The organism is Micromonospora sp. GCM10011542, assembly GCF_042650685.1.
GTDB lineage: Bacteria > Actinomycetota > Actinomycetes > Mycobacteriales > Micromonosporaceae > Micromonospora.
This window is the reverse complement of record NZ_JBHSBO010000013.1, coordinates 22,808-48,909: the sequence shown is the minus strand read 5'-3', so window position 1 is coordinate 48,909 and position 26,102 is coordinate 22,808. Positions and strand designations below refer to the sequence as shown.

Sequence of the window (26,102 nt, the reverse complement as noted above, 5' to 3'; positions counted from 1 at the left end):
ATGAAGCTCGGGAAGTCGCCGAACTGGGTCCACTGGTTGTACGCGGCCCGCACCGGCACGCCAACCTCGATCGTCTCGACGATGTTGGTGACCTTCTGCTCCTTGCCGCCCTTGCCGCCGCCCTTGCCGCGCACGCGGCCGAGAGCCGACATCACCTTCTCCTTACCGCCGGTCAGACGGGGATGGAACATGGCCTTCACCCGGGACTGGCCCTCGGCGCGCTTCTTACTACCGGTGACGGCGGCGACCAGGCCGGGGCCGCCGCCCTGCTTCGCGTACTCGCTGAGCCGCCCGGTGGTGCCGGTGATCTTCTCGGTCAGCACGTGGGTGGCCCGCTCCCCGAACGCGGAGGCGAGATTGCGCACCTCGCCGCCGAGCTGCTCGCGTGCCTTGTGCACGAGGTTGCCGATAACCATCGTCACTGACCCCCACGTTGACCGTCGTCGCTGGACCCCTGGCCACCCTGCTGGCCCTGCGCGGACTGGTCGGCCTGGCCGCTGGCCTTGCGGCGCAGCGCGTCCGCGCTGCCGCGCAGCTTGCCGCTGAGCACGTCGATGCCGCTGCCCGCGGCGGCAGTCGCCGCGTCCTTGCCCGCGGTGGCCAGCGGCTGGCCCAGCTTGCCGAGATTGCCCAGCTGCGAGTTGGCGCCGAACAGATCCGTACCGAGCTTCTTCAGCCCGCCCGTCTGCTGGCTGGCCCGCCCGACCGCTACCGCCGCAGCCAGAGTCAGGGCCGTCTTCAGCTTTTTGCGGCGCCCTAGGAGATAGCCGAAGCCCACCGCCAGTGCGACCCGTGTTCCCCTCTTCATCAGCTCTCCTCGCTCCCCCGGCGTACACCGACGCCGGTCACCTGGGACCGACCACAGCCGGCCGCCGGGGATCGGCGGAACAGATCCTGCGACACCGGGCGTCCGCCATCGGTGGAACCAGCGAGTACCCGTCTCTCTACCCGCAAAACGACACTGAACCGACAAAACCGGCCAACGCCAACCCGTACGCCGAGCTGCGGCGACCCTGACGACGGCCCGGGCGCGTATCGAATCGGGCTGCGGCATTGGTAGGGCTCTTGCACCAGACAGCACCATGGCGCAGCACGCCACGACGTAGCCAACAGCAATGATTGGCAGTCAAGGCCAGGTTGACACAGGCTGGCCTAGTTGGCACTCGGCGCTGCACCGTCGCCACTGGCGGGGGTCACTGCGTTCATCACCAAGCGCCAGACCAGGAGGCTCTGTTCTGAGCGGCCAGCCTGCTGCCACGTGACGAGGCGGTGGTGGGGATGCGGCGCGCACTCGGGCAGGCCCCCGCCTGCCGGCAACGCCGGCCCGAGGGGTCGCAGAGGCTCCGGGGTCAAGGGCGGCCCGCAGGGCCGTCGCGCAGCGATGCGAAGCACCCTTGAGGCTGGAGGGGCGGCCCCGCATCCTCCGCGCCGCATCCCCACCACGGCCGGCGGTGACCCGCCCTACGGCGCGGCGGTGCAACGGCCGCCGCGCCTCCGGCCGGCTGCCGGCCCCAATAGCAGTTCACCGGTCGGTTCGACGCCGGTGGTGGGGAGGTGATGTTCGACCGGATCTGCTCGGAGAACGGGATCACCCACCGGCTCACCAAGCCCCGCTCACCCACCACCACCGGCAAGGTGAAGCGATTCCACCAAACCCTGCAACGCGAACTTCTCGACGACGTTGAGGTCTGGGCCACCCCGCAGGAGGCACAGGCCGCCATCGACGTGTTCCGGCACGGATACAACACCGGACGACGACACCAGTCCCTGGGGATGGCGTTTCGGGCCGACCGGTTCAGCGCCCCGCCGGCCGAAGAGCAGCTGCCAGTGCGGCTGCCGCCGACGCTGGTCAACACCATTCCCGCACCTCGCCGACCACTGCCGGCACTTCCACCATCGGCCGAGCAACCCACCACCTCGGCGGTGCCAGTGCCGATGGGCGACGAGGTCGGCCTGGCCGTGGAGGTCACCCGCCTCGTTCCCGCCTCGGGCAACCTCACTGTCTGCGGGCAACAGTTCTGGCTCAGCCCCACCCGCGCCGGACTGCCGGTCACCCTGTGGGCCGACACCACCGTTGTTCACCTGCTCGTCGACGGCGTCCGGCTCAAGACCGTGCCCTTCCGGCTCACCCGTGCCCACCTGCGTCAGCTTCTCGCCGACAGCGGCCGCCCCGGCCCGCCCCCGGTCACCGCGGGCCCGGTCAAGCCGGGGGCTCCCGTCGAGGTCGACCGGCTCGTCAACGCCACCGGCCTGATCAGCCTCGCCGGTCGGCAACACCCCGTCGGCTACCACTTCGCCGGCCGACGTGTCACCGTCCGCCTCGACCGAGGTGTCCTGCACCTCCTCGACACCGACCGGACCCTGCTGCGCAGCCTGCCCAACCCCTCAGCGCCGCCGAGAAAGCCGGCGTCCGCGATGCCCGGCCCGCCGGACCACCACCACAGCCCGCATCTCAGCCGGTGCCCGTCGAACGCCGCGTCAGCTGCCCGGGGCTCCCTTGTCATCGCCGGTCAACGCATCCACGTCGGCATCGGCCACGCCGGTCAAACGCTCACCGTCGAAGCCGCCGACACCACCTTCCGCGTCCACGACGGCGACCAACTCCTCACGAGGTCCCCCGCACCACGACCAAGCAAATCGCTAGATTCAAGGTCCGCAAACCCGAACCCCCACGCCAGCGCGTGACGCCGACCGGCACCTGAATCAGGGCAGGCCCGATGAGAGTTCCCACCCCGTTAACCGGCTGCCGTGTCGACCGCACGGCCTTCGACTACCAGGTGCGGCTCAGCCTCTGCGCGCTCGACCCCGACGAGGGCTACCGAGTCGACGCCGAACTGGCCATCGAAACTCCGTTCCTGCTCCGCGACCCGGACGGGCAATGGCACGAACTTGACCCCGGCACCGGCACCGGCGCCAGCCTGGCGCCCGTCCTGGACCTGTTCGACCAGACCATCAGCAGCGTTGAGATCCGCGGCAAGGGTGCCCTCCACCTGACATTCGACAACGGCGTCGAGTTACACGTCGGACCCGATCACAGCTACGAGTCCTGGCACCTCACAGGCATCGGCGTCGACCCGATAACCGTCGGCCCAGGCGGGGAAACCGACTGGCAGCCGGCTCCCCGGCCCGAACCACGCCACATCGGCTAACATCCACAACAATGATCGTCTGGCCGGACGTGTCACGGATCAAGTGACAGCGATCCGTAACGCATCAAGTGAAGCCCGACATCGCCGGCGGCCGGCGGCCGGCTGTCGTGTCTCGGGACCTGCATGACAGATCGGTATCAGGACCTGGGTGACACTCCGCCGCCTGTATTACCGGCCGGAGGCCTGAGCCGAGGTCGACGGCCTGATCCGCGCAGGCGGCGACGGATGAAGGACACTCACCGGCCTCTATCGCCGCCCGGCGGGCAAACGGAGCCGCTCGAACTTGGGCCACCGCGGCGCATCCGCATCTGACGGCGCTGCCGTGTGGTACGAATTACCGAAAAGGTTAGACAGAACGGCGGAAACGGGCGCGCAGATGACGGGTGGGGCAGCCGGGCTCCTGCGACGACCCGAGGAACCACGAGCGACGTACCTGGAACTGTTCTTCGACTTGGTGTTCGTCTTCGCGCTCGCACGGCTCTCGCAGGAGCTGCTGAAACATCTGAACTGGAGGGGCGCGTTCCAGACGCTGGTGCTGCTGCTCGCCCTGTGGGCGGTTTGGGCCAACACGGCGAGGCTCACGGACAGGTTGAACCCGCAGCAGCCGCTGATACAGCTGCTGGTGATCGCGACCATGTTCGGCACCCTCATGATGGCCGCCGCGGCGCCGGAGGCGTTCGGCGAGCACGGCCTGTTCTTCGCCGGCGTGTAGGTCGCCACCCAGATCGGTCGCAACGCCGGTGCTGTGCTCCTGTTGCGGGGCCACAAAGGGGCGGCGCGTCTTTGCGCGGCAACTCTTCTGGTTCAGCGTGTCCGCAGTGCCGTGGATCGCGGGTGCTGTCACGCACGACACGACCCGCACGGTCCTGTGGGCGCTGGCGGTGGCCGTGGAGTACGTGTCTTTGCACTCGGCTTGCCCACACTGCGGCTGGGTCGCTCGTTCGAGCGGGTGGCCGAATTTGCGATCTCCGCCGAGCACCTGGCCGAGCGCTACCGGCAGCTGTTCATCATCGGGCTCGGCGAGCTCATCCTGGTCACCGGGCTGACGTTCAGCCACGGCACGTTCGAGCCTGACCGGGTTACCGCGGTCGTGTTCGCGTCCGCTACTACGGCACTGATGTGGCGGATCTACATCCACCGCGCCGGGGGCCTGATAGCGGAGGCCATCGCAGCCGCCCCCGACCCGCACCGCGCGGCCGTCACGACGATGCGCGCCCACCTGCTCATGGTCGCCGGCATCGTCGCCATCGCCGTCGGCGACGAGCTAGTCATCGAGCACCCGCTCGGACACACACCATCGGCCTGGATCATCGTCATCCTCGGCGGACCCGCGCTGTTCCTCGCCGGACGGGGCTTATTCGAGTACGAGGTGTTCGGCCGGGTCTCCCGCTCCCGGCCGATCGGGGTCCTCGTACTCGCCGCCACATCGCCGGCGGCGTTCTTCCTGCCACCGCTGCTGGTCGCCATGGCACCTGCCCTCGTCGCTGGAGGCAGCCGCCACGTACGGTCGGACCGTCGCGGACGAGGGTGACGACGCAACCGACTCAGACATGGTGACCTCGTACCAGTTCGAGCCGACTCTGCTCGTCGCCAGCGCCGAATTCGAGGCCGTGCATGGCGGGGAGTACGTGGTCGACGCCGGCCTGGTCGCCCGGAGCTAAGCCCCGCGCCGCCCGCCCGAGACGTTTCGGGCGGGCGGCGATCCGGACCGACAGCAGCTGGCAACGGGGGGTCGGCGGCGGATGACCAGCAGGGCGATGTCGTCGCTGGCGTGCTCGTCGGCGACGGCGGAGATGATGTGATCGCACAACGCGTCGGCCGGTCCGGGCTGGATGACGTTGGCGAGGCGGTCGATGCCCGTATCGATCAGTTCCCCGCGGCGTTCGATGAGTCCGTCGGTGTAGAAGACGAGCGTCGCGGTGGGCGGTAGGTGCAGCACGGTGGTGTGACGGTTGGTTGGTGGTCGGCCCACGCCCAGTGGCCTGTCGACCGTCAGGTTCACGAGCCGGGTGGGTTGGCCGGGGACGGCTAGTAGCGGTGGGAGGTGCCCGGCGGAGGAGAGGTGCACGGTCGCGCGGTCGGGTGAGATGAGGGCGTAGACGGCGGTGGTTAGGGTGCCGGCTTCGAAGTGGTGAATTTTGCGGTCGAGGGACGTCAGCGCTTGGGCGGGATCGTCGAGGTCGAGTGCGTAGGCGCGTAGCGCGCTGCGGATGCGTCCCATGACGACGGCGGATGGCAGCCCGTGGCCGGATACGTCGCCGATGACGGCGCCGGTCCAGCCGGAGGGCAGCGTGAATACGTCGTACCAGTCGCCGCCGATGCCCAGGTCGTGACCGGGCAGGTATCGGGCGGCCAGGTCCAGGCCGGGGATGTCAGGTAGTCGGCTGGGAAGCAGACTTCGTTGCAGGGCCAGCGCCGCCTGCCGGTCGAGGACCTGCGTTCGGGCCTGACCTGCGACGCTGGCCCGATCGGCGACGAGCTGCAGCAGGTGCACATCCTCGGGACCGAAGTGCCGCAGGCTCAGAGCGCCGACGTGCAGCACGCCGATGAGGTTGCCGTTGGCGAGCATCGGGACGCCCAGCAGGGCACGCACGCCCGCGTCGAGAAGGATGGGATTGACCACGTCGGCAGGTGTGACGTCGTAGATTGTGACCGGCTGGCGTGTCGCAGCGACCCGTCCAGCGAAGCCGTGTCCGACCCGAATGCGGAATCCCCGGCGCACCTCTTCCTCCAGGCCTTTGGCCGCCGTCGCGACCAGTTCGCCGGTGTGGCCGTCGAGCAGCAGGATGGTGGCAGTATCAACCTTGAGGAGATCCCGGACCCGTTCAAGCAGCTCATCGAGCAGCTCGGCGACGTTCAGAGCAGACAAGGCGGCGTCGGTGATCGCCTCGATACGACGTAGCCGCTCCTCATTCGTCACCAGCTCGGCATCGCTCACGCACGCAGCCTAGACGCCGACACGCCGCCGCCGGCCCGCCAGGAGTCGGATCAACAGGTGCCGGACCTCCCATCCTGAGATACCTGTCGACGTCATAGGTTGCCTTGATCGTCGGGCGAGCCGCTCAGCTTGAGTCGAATCGTCCTCGCTCACAGGATCGGTTAAGGTCGGCGGCGTAGACGATCCGGCAGCTAGGGGGAACAGTGGCGGACTCGCCGCTCGACCACCGACCCCCCACGGCCACGAAGCCCTTGCTCTCGATGTCGCTCACCCTCACGGACCTCACCCGCGTTCGACGCGAGGTCAAGGCCGTCAGTCACCGGTGCGGCCTCGACGATGACCAGATCGAAGACTGGATCACCGCGGTCAACGAACACATGATCAACGTGATCCGGCACGGCGGGGGGCGGGGCACCGTACGCCTGCTACTCCTCAACGACCGAGTCACCTGCGAAGTTACCGACCACGGGCCTGGATTCAAAACCGCTCACTACGTTCCGCGAGCTGAGCGGCCATCCCTGTCCGACGCGGGAGGAATGGGGCTATGGGTGGTCGGACAGATCGCCGACTTCCTCCTGGTCCACAGCGGGCCGGCAGGCACCACCATCCGCATCGCGCCACGCACCCAGGAAACCGTCGGCTGATCGCTCGGAGTGTGCCGTTCGGTCATACTCTCCCGTCAGCCACGGAGTTCCTGCACCTGCCGGAGGAACTCGCCATCGTCCTCAGCGCCGAAGTTCCCGTCCAGTCCACGCCGTGATCTCGAAATCTCCGAGGCCTGGCCGGCTTAGAACTCCTAACAGAATGATCTAGGGGAAGTTCGTCCTTCTTGGACGACCGACTAGAGTGCTCGGCCGTGAGGAGGGGTGAGCAGCCGCCGTGGATCGTCTCGGACGAGTTGTGGGCTGAGATCGAGCCGCTGCTGCCGCCCCGTCCACCGCGCAGGCACCGGGTCCCGGGCCGTAAACCCCTGGATGACCGCAAGGTGTTGTGCGGGATCTTGTTCGTGCTGTACACGGCGATCCCGCGAGTACCTGCCCCAGGAGCTTGGCTTCGGGTCGGGGATGACGTGTTGGCGTCGGTTGCGGGACTAGAACGACGCCGGCGTGTGGCAGCGACTGCACGAAGTCCTGCTCGGCAAACTACGGGCCGCAGACCAGTTGGACATGTCACGGGCGGTGATCGACGGCTCCCACGTCCGGGCGCTCAAGGGCGGCCCAAAACCGGTCCGAGCCCGGTCGACCGCCGCCGCCCGGGCTCGAAACACCACGTCATCACCGACGCGGGCGGCATCCCCCTCGCCATCAGCCTGACCGGCGGCAACCGCCACGACGTCACCCAACTGATGCCCCTGGTCGACAAGATCCCACCCATCAGAGGCATCCGCGGACGACCCCGACAACGACCGAAGCGGCTCTACGCCGACCGCGGCTACGACTACGACTGCTACCGCCGGGACCTGCGAGCCAAGGGCATCACCCCGGTCATCGCCCGACGCGGCGTCGACCACGGCTCCGGCCTCGGCACCCGACGGTGGGTCATCGAGCAGACCATCGCCCTGCTGCACTGGTTCCGCCGCCTACGCATCCGCTGGGAGATCCGCGACGACATCCACGAAGCCTTCCTCACCCTCGCCTGCGCCATCATCTGCTGGCGCCGACTCCAACGCTCAAAGAGTTAGGAGCTCTTAGTCGGGGCCTCAGCCGCCCACGTGGATGCCGGGCCTGCGAGCAGGGTCGCGTTCCACCTTGCGGATGATCTCCCGGACGACCGGTGGGGTGTCACCGCGGCCGAGCAGCAGGTGCGCCACAGGATTCCCTTCGGACCGCTCGAAGTGGGCTGCGACGGCTCCGCAGCCGCCGCGGCCGGGGTAGCGGGGCGGCCGACGGTGCACAGGTGCGTCCAGTCCTCGCTCAGGTCGAACACGTACGCGAAGGCCGCGCCGACCGTCAGGGTGTCCAGCTGGCCGGACCGGCCGTCGCGGGTGCCTGGGAACGACGGCCCGTCCCGCCAGGGCGACCAGGCTCACGTCCATGGTGTTGGACAGCACGAACATGCGCAGGTGCGCCATATCCCAGCGGGCCGAAGCAGACGTCGATCGCCGCTGCCAATTGGGCGAAGGTGTGCCGACGGTCGGATGTGAAGACCCGGCCGGGGCGGGGCGATCTCTCCCGGCCACGCCGGGTCACCAGTTCCGCCGACCGACGGCCTCCACCCGGCTCTCCACGGCCGTTCAAGCCCCCGGACGGATACGAAGAAGCCCCTGACCTCGCCAATCCGGCTGGTCGGGGGCTTCTTCCTGCGATGCGCGCCCAACGGAATTCTTCCCGATCAGCACGCCGCGCGGGCGGGGCGCCGATCTGGTCCCGGGACCGCAGCCGCACCACTCTCGATCGTGCGGAAGCCGGCCGAGCCGGCGGACCGACTCGGCGCGTAGGTCCGGGTCGGTGTCCGGATGGCCGACACCCGCTTCAGCTTCGCCCGTGCCCCAGCATGCCGGACCCACGACCACGCGCTTATTTGTATCGATCGCATCTTGTTAAATGATTGATGCGTGCCGATACTGACGGAAGTGTGTCAGGAGGGCGTTATCGACCGGCCCGGCGACACGTCCTCCAACTCACGGGGCCACCACAAGTCTGGCCCATCGCTCCTGAGGAGGAGACAGTGAGGATCAAGCGCAGCCCATCCCGCAGTCACGTCGCCCGATCCGCCCGAATTCTCGCTCTGGCCGTCGGCTTGGTCGCCACCGCCGCCTTCACCCAGCCGGCCGCCGCTTCGGCGGCCCCTCAGGACTACGGCGCCAATCAGCTCGCTCAGGTCACCCACGCGGTGGAGCGGTCGGCAGTCGAGGGCATCGCCTGGCACGTGGACGCGACGTCCGGCCGCGTCGTCGTGACGGCCGACAGCAGCGTTTCCCGGGCGGAGATCGCGAAGATCAGGCAGAGCGCCGGCGACAAGGCCGGTGCGATCCGAGTCGAGCGCGCCTCGGGCGTTTTCGCCCCGCTGGGGTCCTCTGGTGACGCCATCTACGGCGGCGGCTACCGTTGCTCGCTCGGCTTCAACGTCGTCAGCGGCAGCACCTACTACTTCCTCACCGCCGGGCACTGCGGAGACGTGGCCAACACCTGGTACACCAACTCCAGTCAGACCTCGCTCATCGGCCCGACCGTCGGATCCAGCTACCCGGGCAACGACTACGCGCTGGTTCGCTACGACAACACCTCCCTCACCCACCCCGGCGGATTCACCGTCGCCGACGCCTACATCGGAGAACCGGTCAAGCGCACCGGATCCACCACCGGCACCCACAGCGGAACCGTCACCGCGCTCAACGTCTCGGTCCGGTACGTCGGCAAAGGCGGCGGCACCGTGAAGGGCATGATCCAGACCACCGTGTGCGCCGAGCCCGGCGACTCCGGCGGCCCGCTCTACGACGGCTCCAAGGCGCTCGGCATCACCTCCGGCGGCAGCGGCGACTGCCGGTCCGGCGGCACCACCTTCTATCAGCCCGTACGCGAAGCGGCCAACGCGTACGGCGTGGCCGTCTACTGATACGACAGCAAGCCACGCAGAGGGCTCCCGGCCATGGCCGGGAGCCCCTTTGCCGTCACTGGCTGCCTCGGTCGGTCGTCTCGACGACCTGGAGCCGCTCCGGCATTGATGATCAGGAGCTGGGGCGGTCAGCCGGAACGGTGGTCGGGCGGCCGCCACCAGCCGGCTTGCTGGAAACGGTCGTGGGAATGTTGTCCGGCTTGCCGGCAGTCCGGGACGGGCGAACCTCGTTCGGCCGGGCCGGCGGGGCAGGCTCGGTGCTCGTCCGCGGGAGCAGAGTGTCGCAGTACGCAGCCACCTCCTCCTTGGTCCCGGCGGCGGTGATCAGCGCCGTGAAAGGGGGTTGTCCAGGGCCTTGCCCGGGTTGTCGCCAGCGCCAGCCCTGAACGTGCGGCACAGGCCGACCAGCGACGGCGACGGGGAGGAGGCGCCCTTCGCCTCAGCCAACTCCGCCGCCTGTTTGGAAGCCTTGCCCGTAGCATGCGGCGACGGCTGCACCTTCGCGTTGTCGGTCAGCGGGTTGGGCGGCACGCCGTTCGTGGCCGCTAGCTTGATCTTTAACCCCGAGGGTCCTGTTGGGACCCCGACCGAGCACGGAAACAGCCCTTGGTCGATGATCTTCTTGGCGGATGCGCTCAGACCGGGTACTCCGCCGGGCAGTGCCGCCCCGGCAGCCCGGGACGATCGGCCGACCGCGCAGGCACGGCGGCGAGTTCGTCTTCGGTGATCCGGCCACGTGGGGTGAGCCGGACGCGGCCACCGTTGCCGACACCCGTCTCTACGGCACGGCGTGGGCCCGAGCCTGGGACCGGTTGCACCCACGGTTGACCCACCGATCCGCCTGGATCGACTCGGCGAAGATGCTGCCGGTCATCGAGGGAACTGTCATCCGTTTGGAGGTTGGGCACCTGCCCAGCGGTCCGACCCCGAAGCCGGTCTGGCTGTGGTGGTCCGGCGTCGACGCCACCAGCGCTGATGTCGACCGGCTCTAGCTAGATGCGGACCGCTGCAGGTTCGGCCGTCCGGCAACTGCCGGCGCAGAGCCGCTACGTCACAGCTCGCGTTCGCGCAATGGCGGCTACTCACGCCTTACGGGGCGGTTCAGGCCACGCTCTGTCCCAGCTTGCCCAGATGTCAACCTCGTCGGCCGACTCCAGACCCATTGCCAGCAGCAGAGAGATCACAGCGACCAGGCGGGTGAAAACCGAGGAGCCGTACAAGCCCTCCCCTATGGCCGTGATGACCAGGCCCCTGGCAAGATCGCGGCCTGCGACGTGAAGGACCTCGGCGTACTCCGGCTCTGTTAGCCCGAGGGTGACTTCATCACACGGAACGGAGAGCGCAACGGGCACCGGATTAAGGTCGAGCTGGACCCCCCCGAAGAGTCGGTAGCACGCGCCATTAGCAAGCCATACGCCCCCGCGGGTTCAAATCCCGCCGCCACACTGGCTCAGCCTGGTGCCTGGTGTGCACGGGTGATGCTCGCGCTCAAGGCGTCGCCTGCAGTCGCGGGCCGCCGCGGTTGACTTGGCGGTATCGGGTCTGTTCGGGCATGCCGGGCAGTTGAATGGGTCAAATGGGCAGCCGGGTTGCGAGGCGACGGCGGGCCGCGGGTCGGGCGGTGGGTTTGCTGCGGCGGAACGGCAGCATGCAGCAGGCGACGTTCGTGGAGCTGTTCTTCGATCTGGCGGTGGTGTTCGCGCTCGACCGTGTGGTCGCGGAGTCGTTGCCCGGTTTCCTCAGCGACGACCCGGCGCGGCGGTGGGGCAATGCCGGCCGGACGCTGTTGCTGTTCATACCGGTGATGTACCTGTGGACTACCACCGCGTACCTAACCGGCCGGTTCGAGCCACACCGCGCGGGCACCCAAGTGATGCTGCTGTTCAGCACCTTCGCCATGATGATCATGGGGACGGCTGTGCCGGGGGCGTTCGCCGGTGAAGGTCTGGTGTTCGCGGTGGTGTTCGTGACGGTGCGGGTGGCGCGCCCGGCCGTGATCTCGCTGGGTCTGGGGTCGCACCGGTTGCGCCGGTTGTACTGGCGGGTAACGGCGTGGTCATGCCTGGCCGGGGTGTTTTGGGTAGGCGGCGGGCTGGCCGGCGGCGCCGCCCAGCTGGTGTGGTGGGCGGTTGCGGCGGTGGTGGATCTGGGATCGGCGAGGTTGGGCTGGCCAGCGCCCGGGCTGGGTCGGCATCGGAACACCATCTGGCAGGTCGCCGGGCACCACCTGGCGGACCGCAACGCACAGCTGTTGATGATCGCCCTCGGTGAGACCATCCTCGCCGTCGGCGTCAGCTATAGCACCCACCCGCACGGCCCCTACGAGACTGCTGGCCTGGTGATCGCTTTCGCCACCACGACGCTGCTGTGGCGGGTGTACTTCCAAAAGGCCGGTGAGCTGCTGCCCAAGGCCCTCGACGCGGCAGGCGATCCCGCGCAGTGGGGTCGACGAGTCGCGTTCGCGCATGCGGTGATGGTGCTGGGCATCGTCACCACCGCAATCGGACACGGGATCGTGCAGCACAGCCACACCCAGGTGACACACCCATCGTGGCTGGCGACAATCCTGGGCGGGCCGGCACTGTTCCTCGTCGGCCGGGCTCGCCTGGAGCATCTGGTGTTCGCCCGAGTCTCGCGGCGCAGGATCGTCGGCGTCGCCCTGCTGGCCGCGGCGGCCCCGCTGATGGGGCAGGTGTCGCCGCTGGCCACCGCGGCCACCGCCGCCGCAGTGCTGCTGCTCATCGCCCTGCTGGACTGGCGCAACGCGGCGGGCAAGCCACCGGAGGTCCCGTCGCCGCCCGGCTGACCGCCGCCCCAAGCAAGAGCGCGGCATCGACGGCGGATGGAAGGTTTGCCGCGTCGATGCCATGCCACTTTGTGGAGCCGCGCTCGTTTCACTCATCGTCACATTCAGGGCTGTTCGCGGGCGTCACGCTGTTTGGTGTCAAGCGACGGTTGCCAGCGGCTGCTGAGGGCCGGGAAACGCAACGTTTTCACGGTATCGCCGATCGGTTGTAAGGCAGCGGTGCAGACAGCGAAGGAGGCGGTTGAACAGGTTGCGTAGTGCTGCGTTGTGGTTGTCACCGGCGGTTCGTCGGCGCTGGTAGTGAGCTCGGGCGCCGGGCGAGGCGGTCAGCGCAGAGAAGGCCCAGTGGTAGCCGGCGGAGGCGAGGCGCTGGTTCTTGATCCTCCGGTGCATGACGATCACGCTCTTGCCGGATGCCCGGGTGACTGGGGCTGATCCGGCATAGGATTTGATGGCTTTCGCGTCAGCGAAGCGCGATCGGTCATCACCGATCTCAGCGAGAACCCGGGCGCCGACGAGTCGACCGATGCCTGCGAAGGCCTGGCGCTTCATCCGGGCCTTTGCGGCTGAGTGGACCAGGCCCTTGCGTGACGGTGACGGGGTTGACCACGAAAGAGCTGCGTGATGCGGAACAGGCGCTGGGATTCGAGCTTCCAGCGGCGTTGCGCGAGGCGTACCTGCTGTTCGGCCGGCGCGATGACCTGACAAGGAACGAGGACCGGTTGTTGCCGCCACGCGTCCTTCAGGTCGACGAGAGCGGTGAGGTGCTGGTTTTCCGGGACGAGAACCAAAGCGTGGCCTCGTGGGGCATACCACTGGCCGACATCGCTGAGCTGGATCCCCCAGTGGTCATGGAGCACGGGGAGGGGTGGCAGCCATTCTTGGACCGTGTCTCGCTGGCCTGCGTGGAGACGGTGCTCACCGAGGTGTTGTTCGGTTCGGAGTACCTGGAGAACGCAGCCGAACTACCGGCCGAGCTGATCAGCGTGGTTGAGGCGAACTACCAGCGGGTGAACTTTCCTGAGTACCCGATGTGGTCTGAACCGGCGGCGCCGGTTTGTTGGTTCTCCGCGCCCGGGCAGTTGCTGCGCCTGGACGGGCCAGGCGAGTGGGCGTGGCTGTTCGTCCGGGGCCGGACGGCCGACGATCTGCGGCGGATCTACCGTCTCATCCCTGGAGATTGGACTCTGGGAAATGCGCTGCTCTAAGTGTCGCCCATCAAGTGAAGCCAAGGTGTCACGCATCATCCGAGTAGGACACCGGGCAGGTAGCAGTGTCGGGTCTCACGACCTGCATGACAGATCAGCTCGGGACCTGGGTGACAGGCTCGGCTAGAAGCTCTGCTCCTTGGGATCACATCCCGCGAGGAGGACCGTCTCCGTAGAACCACGCCGTGGTGCCGGGCGGCGGCGGTGGTAGATCACCCCGAATGAGGTTGAAGACGGCTACAGCGAGGTCAGCCACGAGAGATGTATCGACAGACGATGCGCCGCGAAGGAACACGGCTTGTTGTTCGACGACGTAGTGCTCGGCTGCCTCTGCGACCGTGATGTGGCGACGTGCTCTCAGTCGTTGAGCCGCCCTCGCGAACAGTTCCAGCAGTTGTTTTCGCTGTCGGCCGGTCAAGTCAGCCGGGACTTCAAGCCCTAGGCTTCCCTGTGCGATGACTGCCATGCTGAGGTCGCGGCGAAGGCCGTCCCACCACGGTTCGCTGGCCAACTCGGCGGCCTCGGCGACGTGCAGCACCTCAACCGCCAAGATCGCGAGGCTGACGTCATACGCCCAGAACCAGTGATCGTCGTCCAGGATTACCGCAACCGTCTTGCTCAACCGGCTCCTCCCTCAGCAGCAACAGCGCCCACCAGTCTGCCCGGCACAGCCAACGACCGGGAACTTCAACCGCTCCTACGACAGCCGCATCGCCAGCGCGGGCGTTCCGAAGATCACGGTCCACGACGCCCGACGTACCTGCAGTTCCCTGCTGGTCGGACCTGGACGTGCATCCCCGGATCGCCATGGCGATCCTGCGGCACGCGGACTTCTCGATCACGATGGAGATCTACAGCCAGGTCTCGTCCAAGGGCACCCGCGAGGCTCTATGGAGACTCGGCGAGAGCCTCGATCAATGAGCCGTTGCTGTACTTCACTGCTGTGCAAGATCAGAAAAGGCCATCTGGAGGATTCCAAATGGCCTTTGACCTGCGTCGGGACGGCCGGATTCGAACCGACGACCCCTTGACCCCCAGTCAAGTGCGCTACCAAGCTGCGCCACGTCCCGATGCCCCCGCGCGGTTTCCCCCGCGACAGCCGGTACAGCTTAGCGCAGCACCCGCCCGCCGTCCGCACAGGCCCCACCCGGGTCGCCACTCCCCCGAACCACCCCACAACCCCTACAGCTTCCTAGGAGGATAGGGAGGGGCATGAGGGCAGAGAAATGCCGGATGGGCGGGAGGGGCCCATCCGGCATTCAGACGTACGCGATCAGCCGTGCGCCTTGCCCCTACCGCCCGGGCCGAGCTTCTTGCGGGGGCGGACCGAGATCTCGATCGGGCTGCCCTCGTATCCGAACTCCTCGCGGAGCTTGCGCTCAACGAAGCGCTGGTAGCCGGCGTCCAGCGGGCCGGTGGTGAAGAGCACGAACCGCGGCGGCGCCACCCCGGCCTGGGTGGCGAAGAGGATCCGCGGCGCCCGCCCGCCGCGCACCGGGTGCGGGGTGGCCTGCACCAGCGCGGTGAGCCACTGGTTGAGCTGCGCCGTCGGGACCCGCAGCTCCCAGCTGGCCAGCGCCTTGCGCAGCGCCGGCGCCAGCTTGTCCACGGCCCGGCCCGTCATCGCGGACAGGTTCAGCCGGATCGCCCAGGGGATGCGGCGCAGCTCCCGTTCGATCTCCTTGTCCAGGTAGTACCGGCGGTCGGCGTCGACCAGGTCCCACTTGTTGAACGCGATGACCAGCGCCCGACCGGACTCGGTCACCATGGACAGGATCCGCTGGTCCTGCTCGCTGATCGGCTCGCTGGAGTCCAGCAGCACGACGGCCACCTCGGCGGCCTCGATCGCTCCGGCGGTCCGCAGGCTGGCGTAGTACTCGGTGCCGCTGGCCTTGCCGACCCGCTTGCGCAGCCCGGCGGTGTCCACTAGCTGCCAGGTCTCACCGCCGATCTCGACGAGGCTGTCGACCGGGTCGACGGTGGTGCCGGCGACCGAGTCGACGACCGCCCGCTCCTCGCCGGAGAACCGGTTGAGCAGGCTGGACTTGCCCACGTTCGGCCGCCCGACCAGCGCCACCCGGCGCGGCCCGCGCGGCCGGTTCTCCTGGATCGGCGGTGCCTCCGGCAGCGCGTCCAGGATGGCGTCCAGCAGCTCACCGGAGCCCCGCCCGTGCAGCGCCGACACCGGGTACGGCTCGCCCAGGCCGAGCGACCAGAGCGAGGTCGCCTCCATCTCGATGGCCGTGTTGTCGGCCTTGTTCCCCACCAGGATCACCGGCTTGGCGCTGCGCCGCAGCATCTTCACCGCGGCCTCGTCCACGTCGGTGGGGCCCACCATGGCGTCGACCACGAAGAGCACCACGTCGGCGGTGACCACCGCCGTCTCGGCCTGCGCCGCGATCGCCGCCGCCCGGTCCTTCGCGTCGGGCTCCCAGCCGCCGGTGTCCACCACGGTGAACGCCCGGCCGTTCCACTGCGCGTCGTACGGCACCCGGTCCCGGGTCACCCCGGGGACGTCCTCGACGACCGCCTGTCGACGGCCGATGATCCGGTTGACCAGCGTCGACTTGCCCACGTTGGGGCGGCCGACCACGGCCACCACCGGCTGCGGGCCGGCCTGCTCCTCGACCTCGACGTCGGGCTCACGCAGCTCCACCCAACCGCCACCCTCGCTCATGCCACTCCCCGTTCCGTGAGCAGGTCGCGCAGGCGGGCCACGACCTCGTCGATGCCCAGCTCGGTGGTGTCCAGCACCACCGCGTCCGCGGCCTGGGCCAGCGGGTTGACCTTGCGGGTCGAATCGAGCCTGTCCCGGCGGGCCAGGTCGGCGGCGGTGGCCGCCACGTCGGCGGCGTCCTCGGCGCTGCGCCGGGCCGCCCGGGCCGCCTCGGAGGCGGTCAGGAAGACCTTCAGGTCGGCGTCCGGTGCCACCACGGAGCCGATGTCGCGGCCCTCGACCACCATCCGGCCGGCGTTGGCGATCATTTCGCGCTGCCGGGCGACCAGCAGCGCGCGCACCGCCGGCACCGCGGCGACGGCGGAGACCGCGCCGGTGACCTCCGGGCCACGGATCTCGGCGTCCACGCTCACGCCGTCGGCGGTCACGGCGTACCCCTGCGGGTCGGTGCCGATGCGCAGGTCCACCTCGCCGGCGACCTTAGCTACCGACTCGACGTCGGTCAGGTCGACCCCGGAGCGCAGCACCGCCCAGGTGATGGCCCGGTACATCGCCCCGGTGTCCAGGTAGCGGGCACCGATGCCGGTGGCGAGCCGCCGGGAGACGGTGGACTTACCCGATCCGGACGGCCCGTCCACAGCGACCACGCAGCGCCCGGCCCGTACGTTTTCCTCCACCGTCGTCCTCCTCAGCCCGTACCTCGCGGATCGCCGGGTTTCCGGCGCCGCAAGCGGTGTGCCCATCGTCATCAATCATGCCCGGGGCGCGCCGCGCACCGCGCGCGGCGCCGCTTGCCGCGACGCGCGCCACCCGCGCGGCCGCGCCCGGACCGTTGCGGAGCCTACCGGCAGCCGTACCCCGAACTCGGGGGTCAGTCACCCACGGCGTGGAACAGGGCGGCGACCTCGGCGTTGGTGAGTCGGCGGGTACGCCCCGGGCGCAGGTCACCGAGCCGGATCGGCCCGATCGAGGTACGCACCAGCCGGGACACTGGGTGGCCGACCTCGTCCAGCAGCCGCCGGACGATGTGCTTGCGCCCCTCGTGCAGGCTCAGCTCCACCTGGGCGGTCCTGCCCAGGGTGTCCACCACCCGGAACGAGTCGACCTTGGCGGGCCCGTCCTCCAGCTCCACCCCGGTCATCAGCCGCTTGCCGAGGTTGCGGGGGATCGGCCCGGCGACCTCGCAGAGGTACGTCTTGGTGAGCCCGTACGACGGGTGCATCATCTTGTGCGCCAGCGTGCCGTCGTTGGTGAGCAGCAGCAGGCCCTCGCTGTCCGCGTCGAGCCGCCCCACGTGGTAGACGCGCTGCTCGACCCGGTTGCCGATGAAGTCGGCGAGCGCGGTGCGCCCCTTCTCGTCGGCCATGGTGGAGACCACCCCGCGCGGCTTGTTCAGCGCCAGGTAGACCAGCCGGACGTCGGCGACCAGCCGCTCGCCGTCCACGTGGATGACGGCGGTGGCCGGGTCGACCTTGTCGCCGAGCTGGGCGACCCGGCCGTTGACCGTGACCCGGCGGCGGAAGATCAGGTCCTCGCAGGCACGCCGGGAACCCACGCCGGCGGCGGCGAGCACCTTCTGCAGGCGCTCGGCACCCTCGTAGACGGGGGCGTCGGGTTTCGGGGAACGGTCATCGCGTGGCATCGGCAAGCTCTTCTACGTCGTCGGGCAGGAAAGGGGCGAGTGGCGGCAGCTCGTCGACGGTGTTCAGCCCGAGCTTCTCCAGAAACAGCGTGGTGGTCCGGTAGAGGAACGCCCCGCTGTCCGGTTCGGTGCCGCACTCCTCGACCAGGCCGCGGGTGACCAGCGTACGGATCACCCCATCGCAGTTCACACCCCGGATGGCCGAGATGCGCGATCGGGTCACCGGTTGCTTGTAGGCGACCACGGCCAGGGTCTCCAGCGCCGCCTGGGTCAGCCGCACGGACTGCCCGTCCAGCACGAACCGCTCGACGTATGTCGCGTATTCCGGCCGCGTGTACAACCGCCAGCCGCCGGCCGCCCGGCGCAGCTCGAACCCGTGCCCGGCGGTCGTGTAGCCGGCGGCGATCTCGTCGAGCATCGACCCGACGCGCTCGGCCGGCTGCTCCAGCACCTGGGCCAGGACCAGCTCGCTGACGGGCTCGTCCACCACCAGCAGGATAGCCTCCAGCGCGCCGCGTAGTTCGGCGTCGGACAGCTCCGGGGCGGGCTCCGGCACGACCGGCGCCCGCCGTCGCCCCGCAGCCCGCCTCTGGTGTACGTCGGCAGCGCCCGCTTCCCCCGCGCCAACCTGATCCCCAGCCGGCTCCGGCTCCGGCTCCGGCTCCGGCTCCGGCTCCGGCGAGATCTTGGCAAGTTCCGGCCCCTCCGGGGGCCGTTTCGTTCCAAGATCTGCTTCGGCTGGTGACGGCCCTGCGAGGGCGGGCGGGACTTCGTCAGCGGGCGGCACCTCGGCAGGCGGCGGCACCTCGGGGGCGGGCGGGACGTCGGCAGGCTGCGGGGCTTCGGAGGCCGGCGGGCGGGGGCGGTCCCACGGGGGGACCCAGGCGGCGGCCTGATCGGCCAGGGAGTCCCGGCGTTCCTCGTCACTCATCCCGTTCACCCTCCGTCGTCCCACCCGCGTGCGTAACCTCGGTCTCCCCCACCGAGGCGGTCCCTGCCTCCGGCCCGGCCCCGACCGCCGGCGACGTTCCCTCGGCCCGTGCGGGCACACCCTCCGAAAAGGCTTCGGCCTCCGGCACGCCGCCGGGCGGCGGTGCAGTCGGCGCTTGCGCCGCGGTCTCACCTGCCAGGGCTGCGGGAAGCGCTGGTTCCGGGTCGGCGGGGGTGCCGGCGTACTCGTCGACGTGCAGCTCGGTGTCGCCGTCGGCGGGGCCGGTCCAGCGCACGGTCAGCTCTTCGAGGGCCTGCTCCTGCACGAAGGCCACCAGGCCCTCCCGGTACAGCTCCAGCAGCGCGAGGAACCGGGCCACCACCTCGAGGGTGGCCTCGCAGTCGGCGCAGAGCAGGGAGAAGGTGGCGGTGCCGGCCCGGCGCAGCCGCCCGGCGAGGATGGCCGCGTGCTCGCGGACGCTGACCCGGACCATGTGCACGTGGGCGATGGAGACCTCCGGCACGGGCTTCGGGGTCATCGCCCGCACGGCCAGCTTCAGCAGCCGCTGCGGGCCGATGCCGAGCACCAGGTCGGGCAGCGCCTCGGCGTACCGGGGCTCCAGGCTGACCGCGCGCGGGTAGCGCCGACCACCGACCGCCTCCAGCTCGGCGATGTGCGCCGCCGCCTCCTTGTACGCCTTGTACTGCAACAGCCGGGCGAAGAGCAGGTCGCGCGCCTCCAGCAGGGCGAGGTCCGCCTCGTCCTCCACCTCGGCGGCGGGCAGCAGCCGGGCCGCCTTCAGGTCGAGCAGGGTGGCGGCGATCAGCAGGAACTCGCTGGCCTCGTCCAGGTCCCACTGGTCGCCCATGGCCCGGATGTAGGCGATGAACTCGTCGGTGACCTTGTGCAGGGCCACCTCGGTGACGTCGAGTTTGTGCTTGCCGATCAGTTGCAGCAGCAGGTCGAACGGGCCGGTGAAGTTGGCCAGCCGGACGGTGAAGCCGCTGACCTCGGGGGCTCCCCCGGCCGGCAGCACGCCGTCGACCTCGGCGGCCAGCTCGGCTGCCACCGCCGGGGTGGCGGCCTCGTGCGGCCCGGCGGGCGGGTCGAGGGGTGGCGCGGTCACCGGACGACCGTAGTCCACGCGGCGGGCACCCGGCGTTCCGGCTACCGCTCCGACTGGGCGGCGATCACCTCGCGGGCCAGCTGACGGTAGTTGCGCGCCCCGGAGGACGACGGGTCCATGGTGGTGATCGGGGCACCGGCCACCGTGGACTCGGGGAACTTCACCGTCTTGGTGATCACCGTCTGGTAGACCTTGTCGCCGAACGCCTCCACCACCCGCTGGAGCACCTGACGGCAGTGCGTGGTGCGGCTGTCGTACATGGTGGCGAGGATGCCCTCGAGCTCCAGGTCGAAGTTGAGCCGCTCGCGCACCTTGTCGATGGTGTCCAGCAGCAGCGCCACACCGCGCAGGCTGAAGAACTCGCACTCCAGCGGGATGAGCACGCCGTGCGCGACGGTCAGCGCGTTGATCGCCAGCAGGCCCAGTGAGGGCTGGCAGTCGATCAGGATGTAGTCGTACTCCTTGCGCACCGAGCGCAGCACCCGGGCCAGGGCCATCTCCCGGGCGACCTCGTTGACCAGCTGGATCTCGGCGGCGGAGAGGTCGATGTTGGCCGGCAGCAGGTGCAGCCCCGCCACGTCGGTCTTGATGAGGACGTCCTCGGCGGTCACGTCATCCTGCATGAGCAGGTTGTAGACGGACAGGTCGAGGTTGTGCGGGTTGACCCCCAGCCCCACCGAGAGCGCGCCCTGCGGGTCGAAGTCGACCAGCAGCACCTTGCGACCGTACTCGGCCAGCGCGGCACCCAGGTTGATGGTGGTGGTGGTCTTGCCGACGCCACCCTTCTGGTTGGCCATCGCGATGATCCGGGCCGGCCCGTGCCGATCGGTGGGCATCGGCTCGGGGATGGGCTTGCGCATCGTGTAGGCGGCCGGATCCGCCGGACCCAGGTCCGCGCCGAGCGTGGCCTGCTGCTCGCGGAGCTCCGACGTCCAGGTCTCGGCACGGTCACCGTTGCCAGCCATGTCCTCGTTGCCCCCTCCCGACGACCACCCGGCGTCGGAGCCGTCCGACGTCCTACGCGGCGCCGCTGCGCACCCCGGTCGAATCGCCCCAGGAGGTCCGCGCCGATGCCGACTGTACGCCACCGACCAGCAGGGGGTCCGCTACCGGCCCGGCGTGTCGGGGCGACAGCGGCGCCCGGTCAGCCCCGGGCCCGCGGGTGGGCGGTGGCGTACACCTCGCGCAGCCGCTCCACGGTGACCAGTGTGTACACCTGGGTGGTCGTCACCGAGGCGTGGCCGAGCAACTCCTGGACCACCCGCACGTCGGCGCCCCCGTCGAGCAGGTGAGTGGCGTAGGAGTGCCGCAGGGTGTGCGGGGACACCGCGGCCGGCCCGTCGACCGGCAGGCCGGCCCGCCCGGCGGCCCGGCGCAGGATGGCCCAGGCACCCTGACGGGTCAGCGCGCCGCCGCGCGCGTTGAGGAAGACCGCCGGGGTGCCGCGACCGGCGGCAGCCAGCCCGGGCCGGGCCCGGACCAGGTACGCCCGCAGCGCCTCGACGGCGTACCCGCCGACGGGCACCAGCCGTACCCGGCCGCCCTTGCCGCGCAGCAGCACCGTGCCCTCGTCGGCGTCGACGTCGTCCACGGCGGCGCCGACCGCCTCGGAGATCCGCGCGCCGGTGCCGTACAGGAACTCCAGCAGCGCCCGGTCGCGCAGCGCCAGCGACGCGCCCTCGCCGGTGGCGGTGACCGGGCCGGCGGTCTCCAGCAGCCGGACCACGTCCTCGACCGGCAGTGCCCGGGGCAGCCGGCGCGGCGGGGTCGGTGGGCGGACATCGCGGCTGGGGTCGGCGCCGGCCAGCCCCTCGCGCAGCGCGAAACGGTGCAGGCCGCGCACCGCGCTGGCGGCCCGGGCGGCCGACGACACGGCCAGCGGGGCGTGCACGTCGTCGCCGGCGCGCAGCCGGGCCAGGTGCGACTCGACGACGCCGGCGTCGACCGACGCGAGGTCGCCGACGCCGGCCGCGACCAGTGTCGCCAGGTAGCGGTCCAGGTCGCGGCGGTACGAGGCCAGGGTGTTCGGCGACAGGCCGCGCTCGACGGTGAGATGGTCGAGGTAGCCGCGTACGGCACGGCGCAGGGCCGGCGCGGGCTGCTCGCCCGTGCCGGCCCCGTCCGGGTTGCCGGTCAGCCCGCCGCCGTTCAGGCCAGCGCGTCGGCCAGCGGCAGCACGTCCATGCCGTGCGCCTCGGCGACCGGGCCGTAGGTGACCTGACCGTCGTGGGTGTTCAGGCCCAGGGCGAGGGCCTGGTCGCGGCGCAGCGCCTCGCGCCAGCCGTGGTTGGCCAGCTCCAGCGCGTACGGCAGGGTGACGTTGGTCAGCGCGTAGGTGCTGGTGTGCGGCACCGCGCCGGGCATGTTCGCCACGCAGTAGAAGATCGACTCGTGGACCTTGTACGTCGGGTCGGCGTGCGTGGTGGGCCGCGAGTCCTCGAAGCAGCCGCCCTGGTCGATGGAGATGTCCACCAGCACGCTGCCCGGCTTCATCCGGGAGACCAGCTCGTTGGAGATCAGCATCGGGGCCTTGGCCCCGGGCACCAGCACCGCGCCGATGACCAGGTCCGCGTCGAGCACGGCACGCTCGATCTCGTACGCGTTGGAGGCGACGGTCTGCAGGTGGCCGCGGTAGATGGCGTCGGCCTGGCGCAGCCGCCCGACGTTCTTGTCCAGCAGCAGCACCTCGGCCTGCAGACCCAGCGCGATGGCGGCGGCGTTCATGCCGGACACGCCGGCGCCGATGACCACGGTCTTGGCCGCGTAGACGCCGGAGACGCCACCCATCAGGATGCCGCGCCCGCCACCCTGCCGCTGCAGCTGGTACGCGCCGACCTGCGGAGCGAGCCGGCCGGCCACCTCGGACATCGGGGCCAGCAACGGCAGCGACCGGTCGGGCAGCTCGACGGTCTCGTACGCGATGCCGGTGACCTTGCGGTCGACCAGGGCGTCGGTGCACTCCTTGGAGGCGGCCAGGTGCAGGTAGGTGAAGAGCACCTGCCCCTCGCGCATCCGGTGGTACTCCTCGGCGATCGGCTCCTTGACCTTGAGCACCAGCTCCGCGGTCTCCCACACCTCGTCGGCGGTGGGCAGGATCTTGGCGCCCGCCGCGGCGAACTCCTCGTCGCTGATGCTGGAGCCGACGCCGGCGCCGGACTCGACGAAGACCTGGTGACCGCTGCGGGTGAACTCGTTGACGCCCGCCGGCGTGATCGCCACGCGGTACTCGTGGTTCTTGACCTCGCGTGGGATTCCGACCTTCACGATGCAGACACCTCTCTTCGGGGCTGCTCACCCCCGACTGCTCGGTGCCACGACGGCCCCTTTGCCATCGCGGTCCACCGGTCCCGCCGGCGGCAGTCTAGGCGGGCCCGACCCCGCCGGAAGCCAGCACAGTGACATCCGGTGCCGGGGTGTCCTGACGGAGTGTCAGGGCAGCGGCCCGGCGGGCGGTGGGACGGCGCCTCAGCCGTCAGGACATACTTCGTCCATTATCGTCCCACCAGCCAAGTGGCGCTCACGCTGCGCGTCCGAGTCGCGCCGGCACGGACACGAAACGGGACCCTGCGGCATGCCGCGGGGCCCCGTTTCGCGCGTACTCCCGGCGTCGCCGGGGATCCTCAGCCCGGCAGCGGCGCGTCCGCCCGGCGCAGCGCGGACCACCCGGTGTCCCGGGCCCGCGCGGCAGCCAGCAGGCCAGCCACCGCGGAGGCGTTGGTGATCTCGCCGTTGAGCACCATGCCGACCGCCTCGTCCAGGTCGATCCGGACGACCTGCAGGTCAGCCTCCTCGTCGCGGCGCTCGTGACGCTGCTCGGCCGGCACCTCGGTCAGGTCGCGGGCCAGGAACACCCGGACCAGCTCATTGGTGAAACCAGGCGAGCTGTGCAGGTCGACCAGGACGTCGATCCGCCCTGCGGTGAGGTCGACCTCCTCGGCCAGCTCCCGCGTCGCCGCGGCCGGCAGATCCTCGCCGGTGACGTCGGTCAGACCGGCGGGCAGCTCCCACAGGTGCCGCCCCACCGGGTGCCGGTACTGGCGGATCAGCACCACCTGGCCGGCGTCGTCCAGCGCCACCACCGCCACCGCGCCGACATGCCGCACCATGTCGCGCGCCGCGGTCCCGCCGCCCGGCATGGTCACCTGCTCGGTGACCACGCCGAAGATCGGACCCCGGTACCGCTCCTCGCGGGAGCGCACCTCGTAGCGGTGCTCGACGGCGCTACGCGCCGCGCTGCTGTGCCCCGTGGTCCGCTCGCTCACGACGCCGACGAGGCCTTCGCCGCGGCACCGTTGCGGGCGGCCTTGCGCGCCGTGCGGGACTCCCCGGCCTCCGTCGCGGCGTCCAGGTCGACCGGCAACTGGTCGGCCTGCGAGTACGCCACCGCGGCCTTGACGAACGAGGCGAACAGCGGGTGCGGGCGGGTGGGACGGCTCTTCAGCTCCGGGTGCGCCTGGGTGGCCACGAAGTACGGGTGCAGACCCCGGTCCAGCTCGACGAACTCGACCAACCGCCCGTCCGGCGAGGTGCCCGAGATGTGCAGGCCGGCCTTGGTCAGCGCGTCCCGGTAGGCGTTGTTCACCTCGTAGCGGTGCCGGTGCCGCTCGCTGACCTCGGTGCTGCCGTACGCCTCGGCGACGATCGAGCCCTCGGTCAGCGTCGCCGCGTACGCCCCGAGCCGCATGGTGCCGCCCAGGTCGCCCTTGCCGGCGACGATGTCCTCCTGGTCGGCCATCGTGGCGATGACCGGGTGCGCGGCCTGCTCGTCGAACTCCAGCGAGTTGGCGCCGTCGAGGCCGGCCAGGTGCCGGGCCACCTCGATGGTCATGCACTGCAGGCCGAGGCAGAGCCCGAGCAGCGGAATGCCGTTCTCCCGGGCGTACCGGGCGGTGCCGATCTTGCCCTCGATGCCGCGTACCCCGAAGCCACCGGGGATGACGATGCCGTCCACGCCGGCCAGGGCCGCCGCGGCTCCGGCCGGGGTGACGCACTCGTCGCTGGGCACCCAGCGCAGCTGCACCCGGGCCCGGTGGCCGAAGCCCGCCGCGCGGATCGCCTCGCTCACCGACAGGTACGCGTCGGGCAGGTCGACGTACTTGCCGACCACCGCGACGGTGACCGTGTGCCGGGGCCGGTGCACCCGCTCCAGCAGGTCGTCCCAGCTGGTCCAGTCCACGTCGCGGAAGGAGAGGCCGAGCCGGCGCACCACGTACGCGTCCAGCCCCTCGCGGTGCAGCACCTTCGGGATGTCGTAGATGCTCGGCGCGTCCGGGGCGGCGGTCACGGCCTCCCGGTCCACGTCGCAGTAGAGCGAGAGCTTCTCCTTGACCTTCTCCGGGATCTCCCGGTCGCAGCGCAGCACCAGGGCGTCCGGCTGGATGCCGATGCTGCGCAGTTGCGCCACCGAGTGCTGGGTCGGCTTGGTCTTCAGCTCCCCCGACGGCGCCAGGTACGGAACCAGCGAGACGTGCAGGTAGAAGCAGTTGTCCCGGCCCAGGTCGTGACGCACCTGGCGGATCGCCTCCAGGAACGGCAGCGACTCGATGTCGCCGACCGTGCCGCCGACCTCGGTGATCACCACGTCCGGCACGTGGCCGTCGTCGTCCGGGTCGGCCATCGCCAGGATCCGCGACTTGATCTCGTTGGTGATGTGCGGGATGACCTGGACGGTGTCGCCCAGGTACTCGCCGCGCCGCTCCTTGGCGATCACCTCGGAGTAGATCTGCCCGGTGGTGACGTTCGCCTTGCCGGACAGCGCCCGGTCGAGGAACCGCTCGTAGTGCCCGACGTCGAGGTCGGTCTCGGCGCCGTCCTCGGTGACGAAGACCTCGCCGTGCTGGAACGGGTTCATCGTCCCCGGGTCGACGTTGAGGTAGGGGTCGAGCTTCTGCATCACCACGCGCAAACCGCGCGCGGTCAGCAGGTTGCCGAGGCTGGAGGCGGTGAGGCCCTTACCCAGCGAGGAGGCGACGCCCCCGGTGACGAAGATGTGCCTGGTCGTCCGTGCTGAAGGGGCCAACGCCTGCTCCCGTGTCGTCCGTCGCGGTCGTGCAGACCGCCGTGCCGATCA

The 26,102-nt window shown here is 70.1% G+C and carries 22 protein-coding genes, 1 tRNA gene and 5 pseudogenes; 12 read left to right on the top strand and 16 right to left on the bottom strand.

Annotated elements, in window-relative coordinates:
• Positions 1 to 416 (bottom strand): annotated as a pseudogene (locus tag ACFOW4_RS03835) (cyclase); the annotation flags it as partial.
• A 2-nt stretch (positions 417 to 418) separates the two neighbouring features.
• Positions 419 to 808 carry a hypothetical protein gene (locus ACFOW4_RS03830; protein WP_377524439.1) on the bottom strand — a complete coding sequence of 130 codons (390 nt, stop codon included), beginning with the start codon at positions 806 to 808 and terminating at the stop codon, positions 419 to 421.
• A gap of 749 nt (positions 809 to 1,557) precedes the next feature.
• Between ACFOW4_RS03830 and ACFOW4_RS03825 the strand changes: the two genes are divergently transcribed.
• The 5 genes and pseudogenes from ACFOW4_RS03825 (at position 1,558) to ACFOW4_RS03805 (ending at position 4,680) form a co-directional block, all read left to right on the top strand.
• Positions 1,558 to 2,685: an integrase core domain-containing protein gene (locus tag ACFOW4_RS03825; protein WP_377524441.1), complete on the top strand. Its 1,128-nt coding sequence runs from the start codon at positions 1,558 to 1,560 to the stop codon at positions 2,683 to 2,685.
• 32 nt (positions 2,686 to 2,717) lie between these two features.
• Entirely contained in the window at positions 2,718 to 3,149 is a 432-nt protein-coding gene (locus ACFOW4_RS03820; RefSeq protein ID WP_377524437.1) for a DUF6188 family protein, read from the top strand.
• A gap of 376 nt (positions 3,150 to 3,525) precedes the next feature.
• Positions 3,526 to 3,861: a low temperature requirement protein A gene (locus tag ACFOW4_RS03815; RefSeq protein WP_377524435.1), complete on the top strand. Its 336-nt coding sequence runs from the start codon at positions 3,526 to 3,528 to the stop codon at positions 3,859 to 3,861.
• 28 nt (positions 3,862 to 3,889) lie between these two features.
• A pseudogene (locus tag ACFOW4_RS03810) lies at positions 3,890 to 4,021 on the top strand (hypothetical protein); the annotation flags it as partial.
• 41 nt (positions 4,022 to 4,062) lie between these two features.
• Entirely contained in the window at positions 4,063 to 4,680 is a 618-nt protein-coding gene (locus ACFOW4_RS03805) for a low temperature requirement protein A (protein WP_377524433.1), read from the top strand.
• Between the two features lie 126 nt (positions 4,681 to 4,806).
• Here the strand turns inward: ACFOW4_RS03805 and ACFOW4_RS03800 are convergent, their stop codons facing one another.
• Entirely contained in the window at positions 4,807 to 6,087 is a 1,281-nt protein-coding gene (locus ACFOW4_RS03800) for a PP2C family protein-serine/threonine phosphatase (protein WP_377524432.1), read from the bottom strand.
• Positions 6,088 to 6,347: 260 nt separating this feature from the next.
• Between ACFOW4_RS03800 and ACFOW4_RS03795 the strand changes: the two genes are divergently transcribed.
• From ACFOW4_RS03795 to ACFOW4_RS03775, 5 genes and pseudogenes are all read left to right on the top strand, one after another.
• Positions 6,348 to 6,731: an ATP-binding protein gene (locus ACFOW4_RS03795; protein WP_377524430.1), complete on the top strand. Its 384-nt coding sequence runs from the start codon at positions 6,348 to 6,350 to the stop codon at positions 6,729 to 6,731.
• Between the two features lie 212 nt (positions 6,732 to 6,943).
• A complete protein-coding gene (locus tag ACFOW4_RS03790) occupies positions 6,944 to 7,768 on the top strand; it encodes an IS5 family transposase (RefSeq protein ID WP_377524429.1) in 825 nt (274 codons plus the stop codon).
• A 986-nt stretch (positions 7,769 to 8,754) separates the two neighbouring features.
• Positions 8,755 to 9,642 carry a S1 family peptidase gene (locus ACFOW4_RS03785; RefSeq protein ID WP_377524427.1) on the top strand — a complete coding sequence of 296 codons (888 nt, stop codon included), beginning with the start codon at positions 8,755 to 8,757 and terminating at the stop codon, positions 9,640 to 9,642.
• 626 nt (positions 9,643 to 10,268) lie between these two features.
• Positions 10,269 to 10,631: pseudogene (locus ACFOW4_RS03780) on the top strand (transposase); the annotation flags it as partial.
• 632 nt (positions 10,632 to 11,263) lie between these two features.
• Entirely contained in the window at positions 11,264 to 12,448 is a 1,185-nt protein-coding gene (locus ACFOW4_RS03775; protein ID WP_377524426.1) for a low temperature requirement protein A, read from the top strand.
• Positions 12,449 to 12,586: 138 nt separating this feature from the next.
• Here ACFOW4_RS03775 and ACFOW4_RS03770 read toward each other — a convergent pair.
• Positions 12,587 to 12,988: pseudogene (locus ACFOW4_RS03770) on the bottom strand (transposase); the annotation flags it as partial.
• 62 nt (positions 12,989 to 13,050) lie between these two features.
• Between ACFOW4_RS03770 and ACFOW4_RS03765 the strand changes: the two are divergent.
• Positions 13,051 to 13,656 (top strand): hypothetical protein, encoded by a 606-nt coding sequence (locus ACFOW4_RS03765; RefSeq protein WP_377524424.1) that lies wholly within the window; start codon positions 13,051 to 13,053, stop codon positions 13,654 to 13,656.
• A gap of 145 nt (positions 13,657 to 13,801) precedes the next feature.
• Here ACFOW4_RS03765 and ACFOW4_RS03760 read toward each other — a convergent pair whose 3' ends face one another.
• On the bottom strand, positions 13,802 to 14,278 hold the full coding sequence (locus ACFOW4_RS03760; protein ID WP_377524423.1) for a hypothetical protein: 477 nt from the start codon (positions 14,276 to 14,278) through the stop codon (positions 13,802 to 13,804).
• Positions 14,279 to 14,339: 61 nt separating this feature from the next.
• Here ACFOW4_RS03760 and ACFOW4_RS03755 point away from each other — a divergent pair.
• Positions 14,340 to 14,577 (top strand): annotated as a pseudogene (locus tag ACFOW4_RS03755) (site-specific integrase); the annotation flags it as partial.
• 75 nt (positions 14,578 to 14,652) lie between these two features.
• Here the strand turns inward: ACFOW4_RS03755 and ACFOW4_RS03750 are convergent.
• From ACFOW4_RS03750 to ACFOW4_RS03700, 11 genes are all read right to left on the bottom strand, one after another.
• Positions 14,653 to 14,726: transfer RNA gene (locus ACFOW4_RS03750), tRNA-Pro, on the bottom strand.
• Between the two features lie 203 nt (positions 14,727 to 14,929).
• Positions 14,930 to 16,333 carry a ribosome biogenesis GTPase Der gene (gene der / locus ACFOW4_RS03745; protein WP_377524421.1) on the bottom strand — a complete coding sequence of 468 codons (1,404 nt, stop codon included), beginning with the start codon at positions 16,331 to 16,333 and terminating at the stop codon, positions 14,930 to 14,932.
• Positions 16,330 to 17,010, bottom strand: a complete 681-nt coding sequence (gene cmk, locus ACFOW4_RS03740; RefSeq protein ID WP_377524420.1) for a (d)CMP kinase — start codon at positions 17,008 to 17,010, stop codon at positions 16,330 to 16,332. The genes der and cmk overlap by 4 nt, the downstream gene beginning before the upstream one ends.
• Positions 17,011 to 17,204: 194 nt before the next feature.
• Entirely contained in the window at positions 17,205 to 17,975 is a 771-nt protein-coding gene (locus ACFOW4_RS03735) for a pseudouridine synthase (protein ID WP_377524418.1), read from the bottom strand.
• On the bottom strand, positions 17,962 to 18,906 hold the full coding sequence (scpB, locus tag ACFOW4_RS03730; RefSeq protein ID WP_377524416.1) for an SMC-Scp complex subunit ScpB: 945 nt from the start codon (positions 18,904 to 18,906) through the stop codon (positions 17,962 to 17,964). The genes ACFOW4_RS03735 and scpB overlap by 14 nt, the downstream gene beginning before the upstream one ends.
• Positions 18,899 to 20,032: a segregation and condensation protein A gene (locus tag ACFOW4_RS03725; RefSeq protein WP_377524414.1), complete on the bottom strand. Its 1,134-nt coding sequence runs from the start codon at positions 20,030 to 20,032 to the stop codon at positions 18,899 to 18,901. Before ACFOW4_RS03725 ends, scpB begins: the two co-directional genes overlap by 8 nt.
• Positions 20,033 to 20,073: 41 nt before the next feature.
• Positions 20,074 to 20,997: a ParA family protein gene (locus ACFOW4_RS03720; RefSeq protein WP_377524412.1), complete on the bottom strand. Its 924-nt coding sequence runs from the start codon at positions 20,995 to 20,997 to the stop codon at positions 20,074 to 20,076.
• 179 nt (positions 20,998 to 21,176) lie between these two features.
• Positions 21,177 to 22,169, bottom strand: coding sequence for a site-specific tyrosine recombinase XerD (locus tag ACFOW4_RS03715; protein ID WP_377524440.1), 993 nt, complete (start codon positions 22,167 to 22,169; stop codon positions 21,177 to 21,179).
• 11 nt (positions 22,170 to 22,180) lie between these two features.
• On the bottom strand, positions 22,181 to 23,296 hold the full coding sequence (ald, locus tag ACFOW4_RS03710; RefSeq protein WP_377524411.1) for an alanine dehydrogenase: 1,116 nt from the start codon (positions 23,294 to 23,296) through the stop codon (positions 22,181 to 22,183).
• A gap of 356 nt (positions 23,297 to 23,652) precedes the next feature.
• Positions 23,653 to 24,294 (bottom strand): NUDIX domain-containing protein, encoded by a 642-nt coding sequence (locus ACFOW4_RS03705; RefSeq protein WP_377524409.1) that lies wholly within the window; start codon positions 24,292 to 24,294, stop codon positions 23,653 to 23,655.
• A complete protein-coding gene (locus tag ACFOW4_RS03700) occupies positions 24,291 to 26,051 on the bottom strand; it encodes a CTP synthase (RefSeq protein ID WP_377524407.1) in 1,761 nt (586 codons plus the stop codon). The genes ACFOW4_RS03705 and ACFOW4_RS03700 overlap by 4 nt, the downstream gene beginning before the upstream one ends.
• Between the last annotated feature and the right edge of the window lie 51 nt (positions 26,052 to 26,102).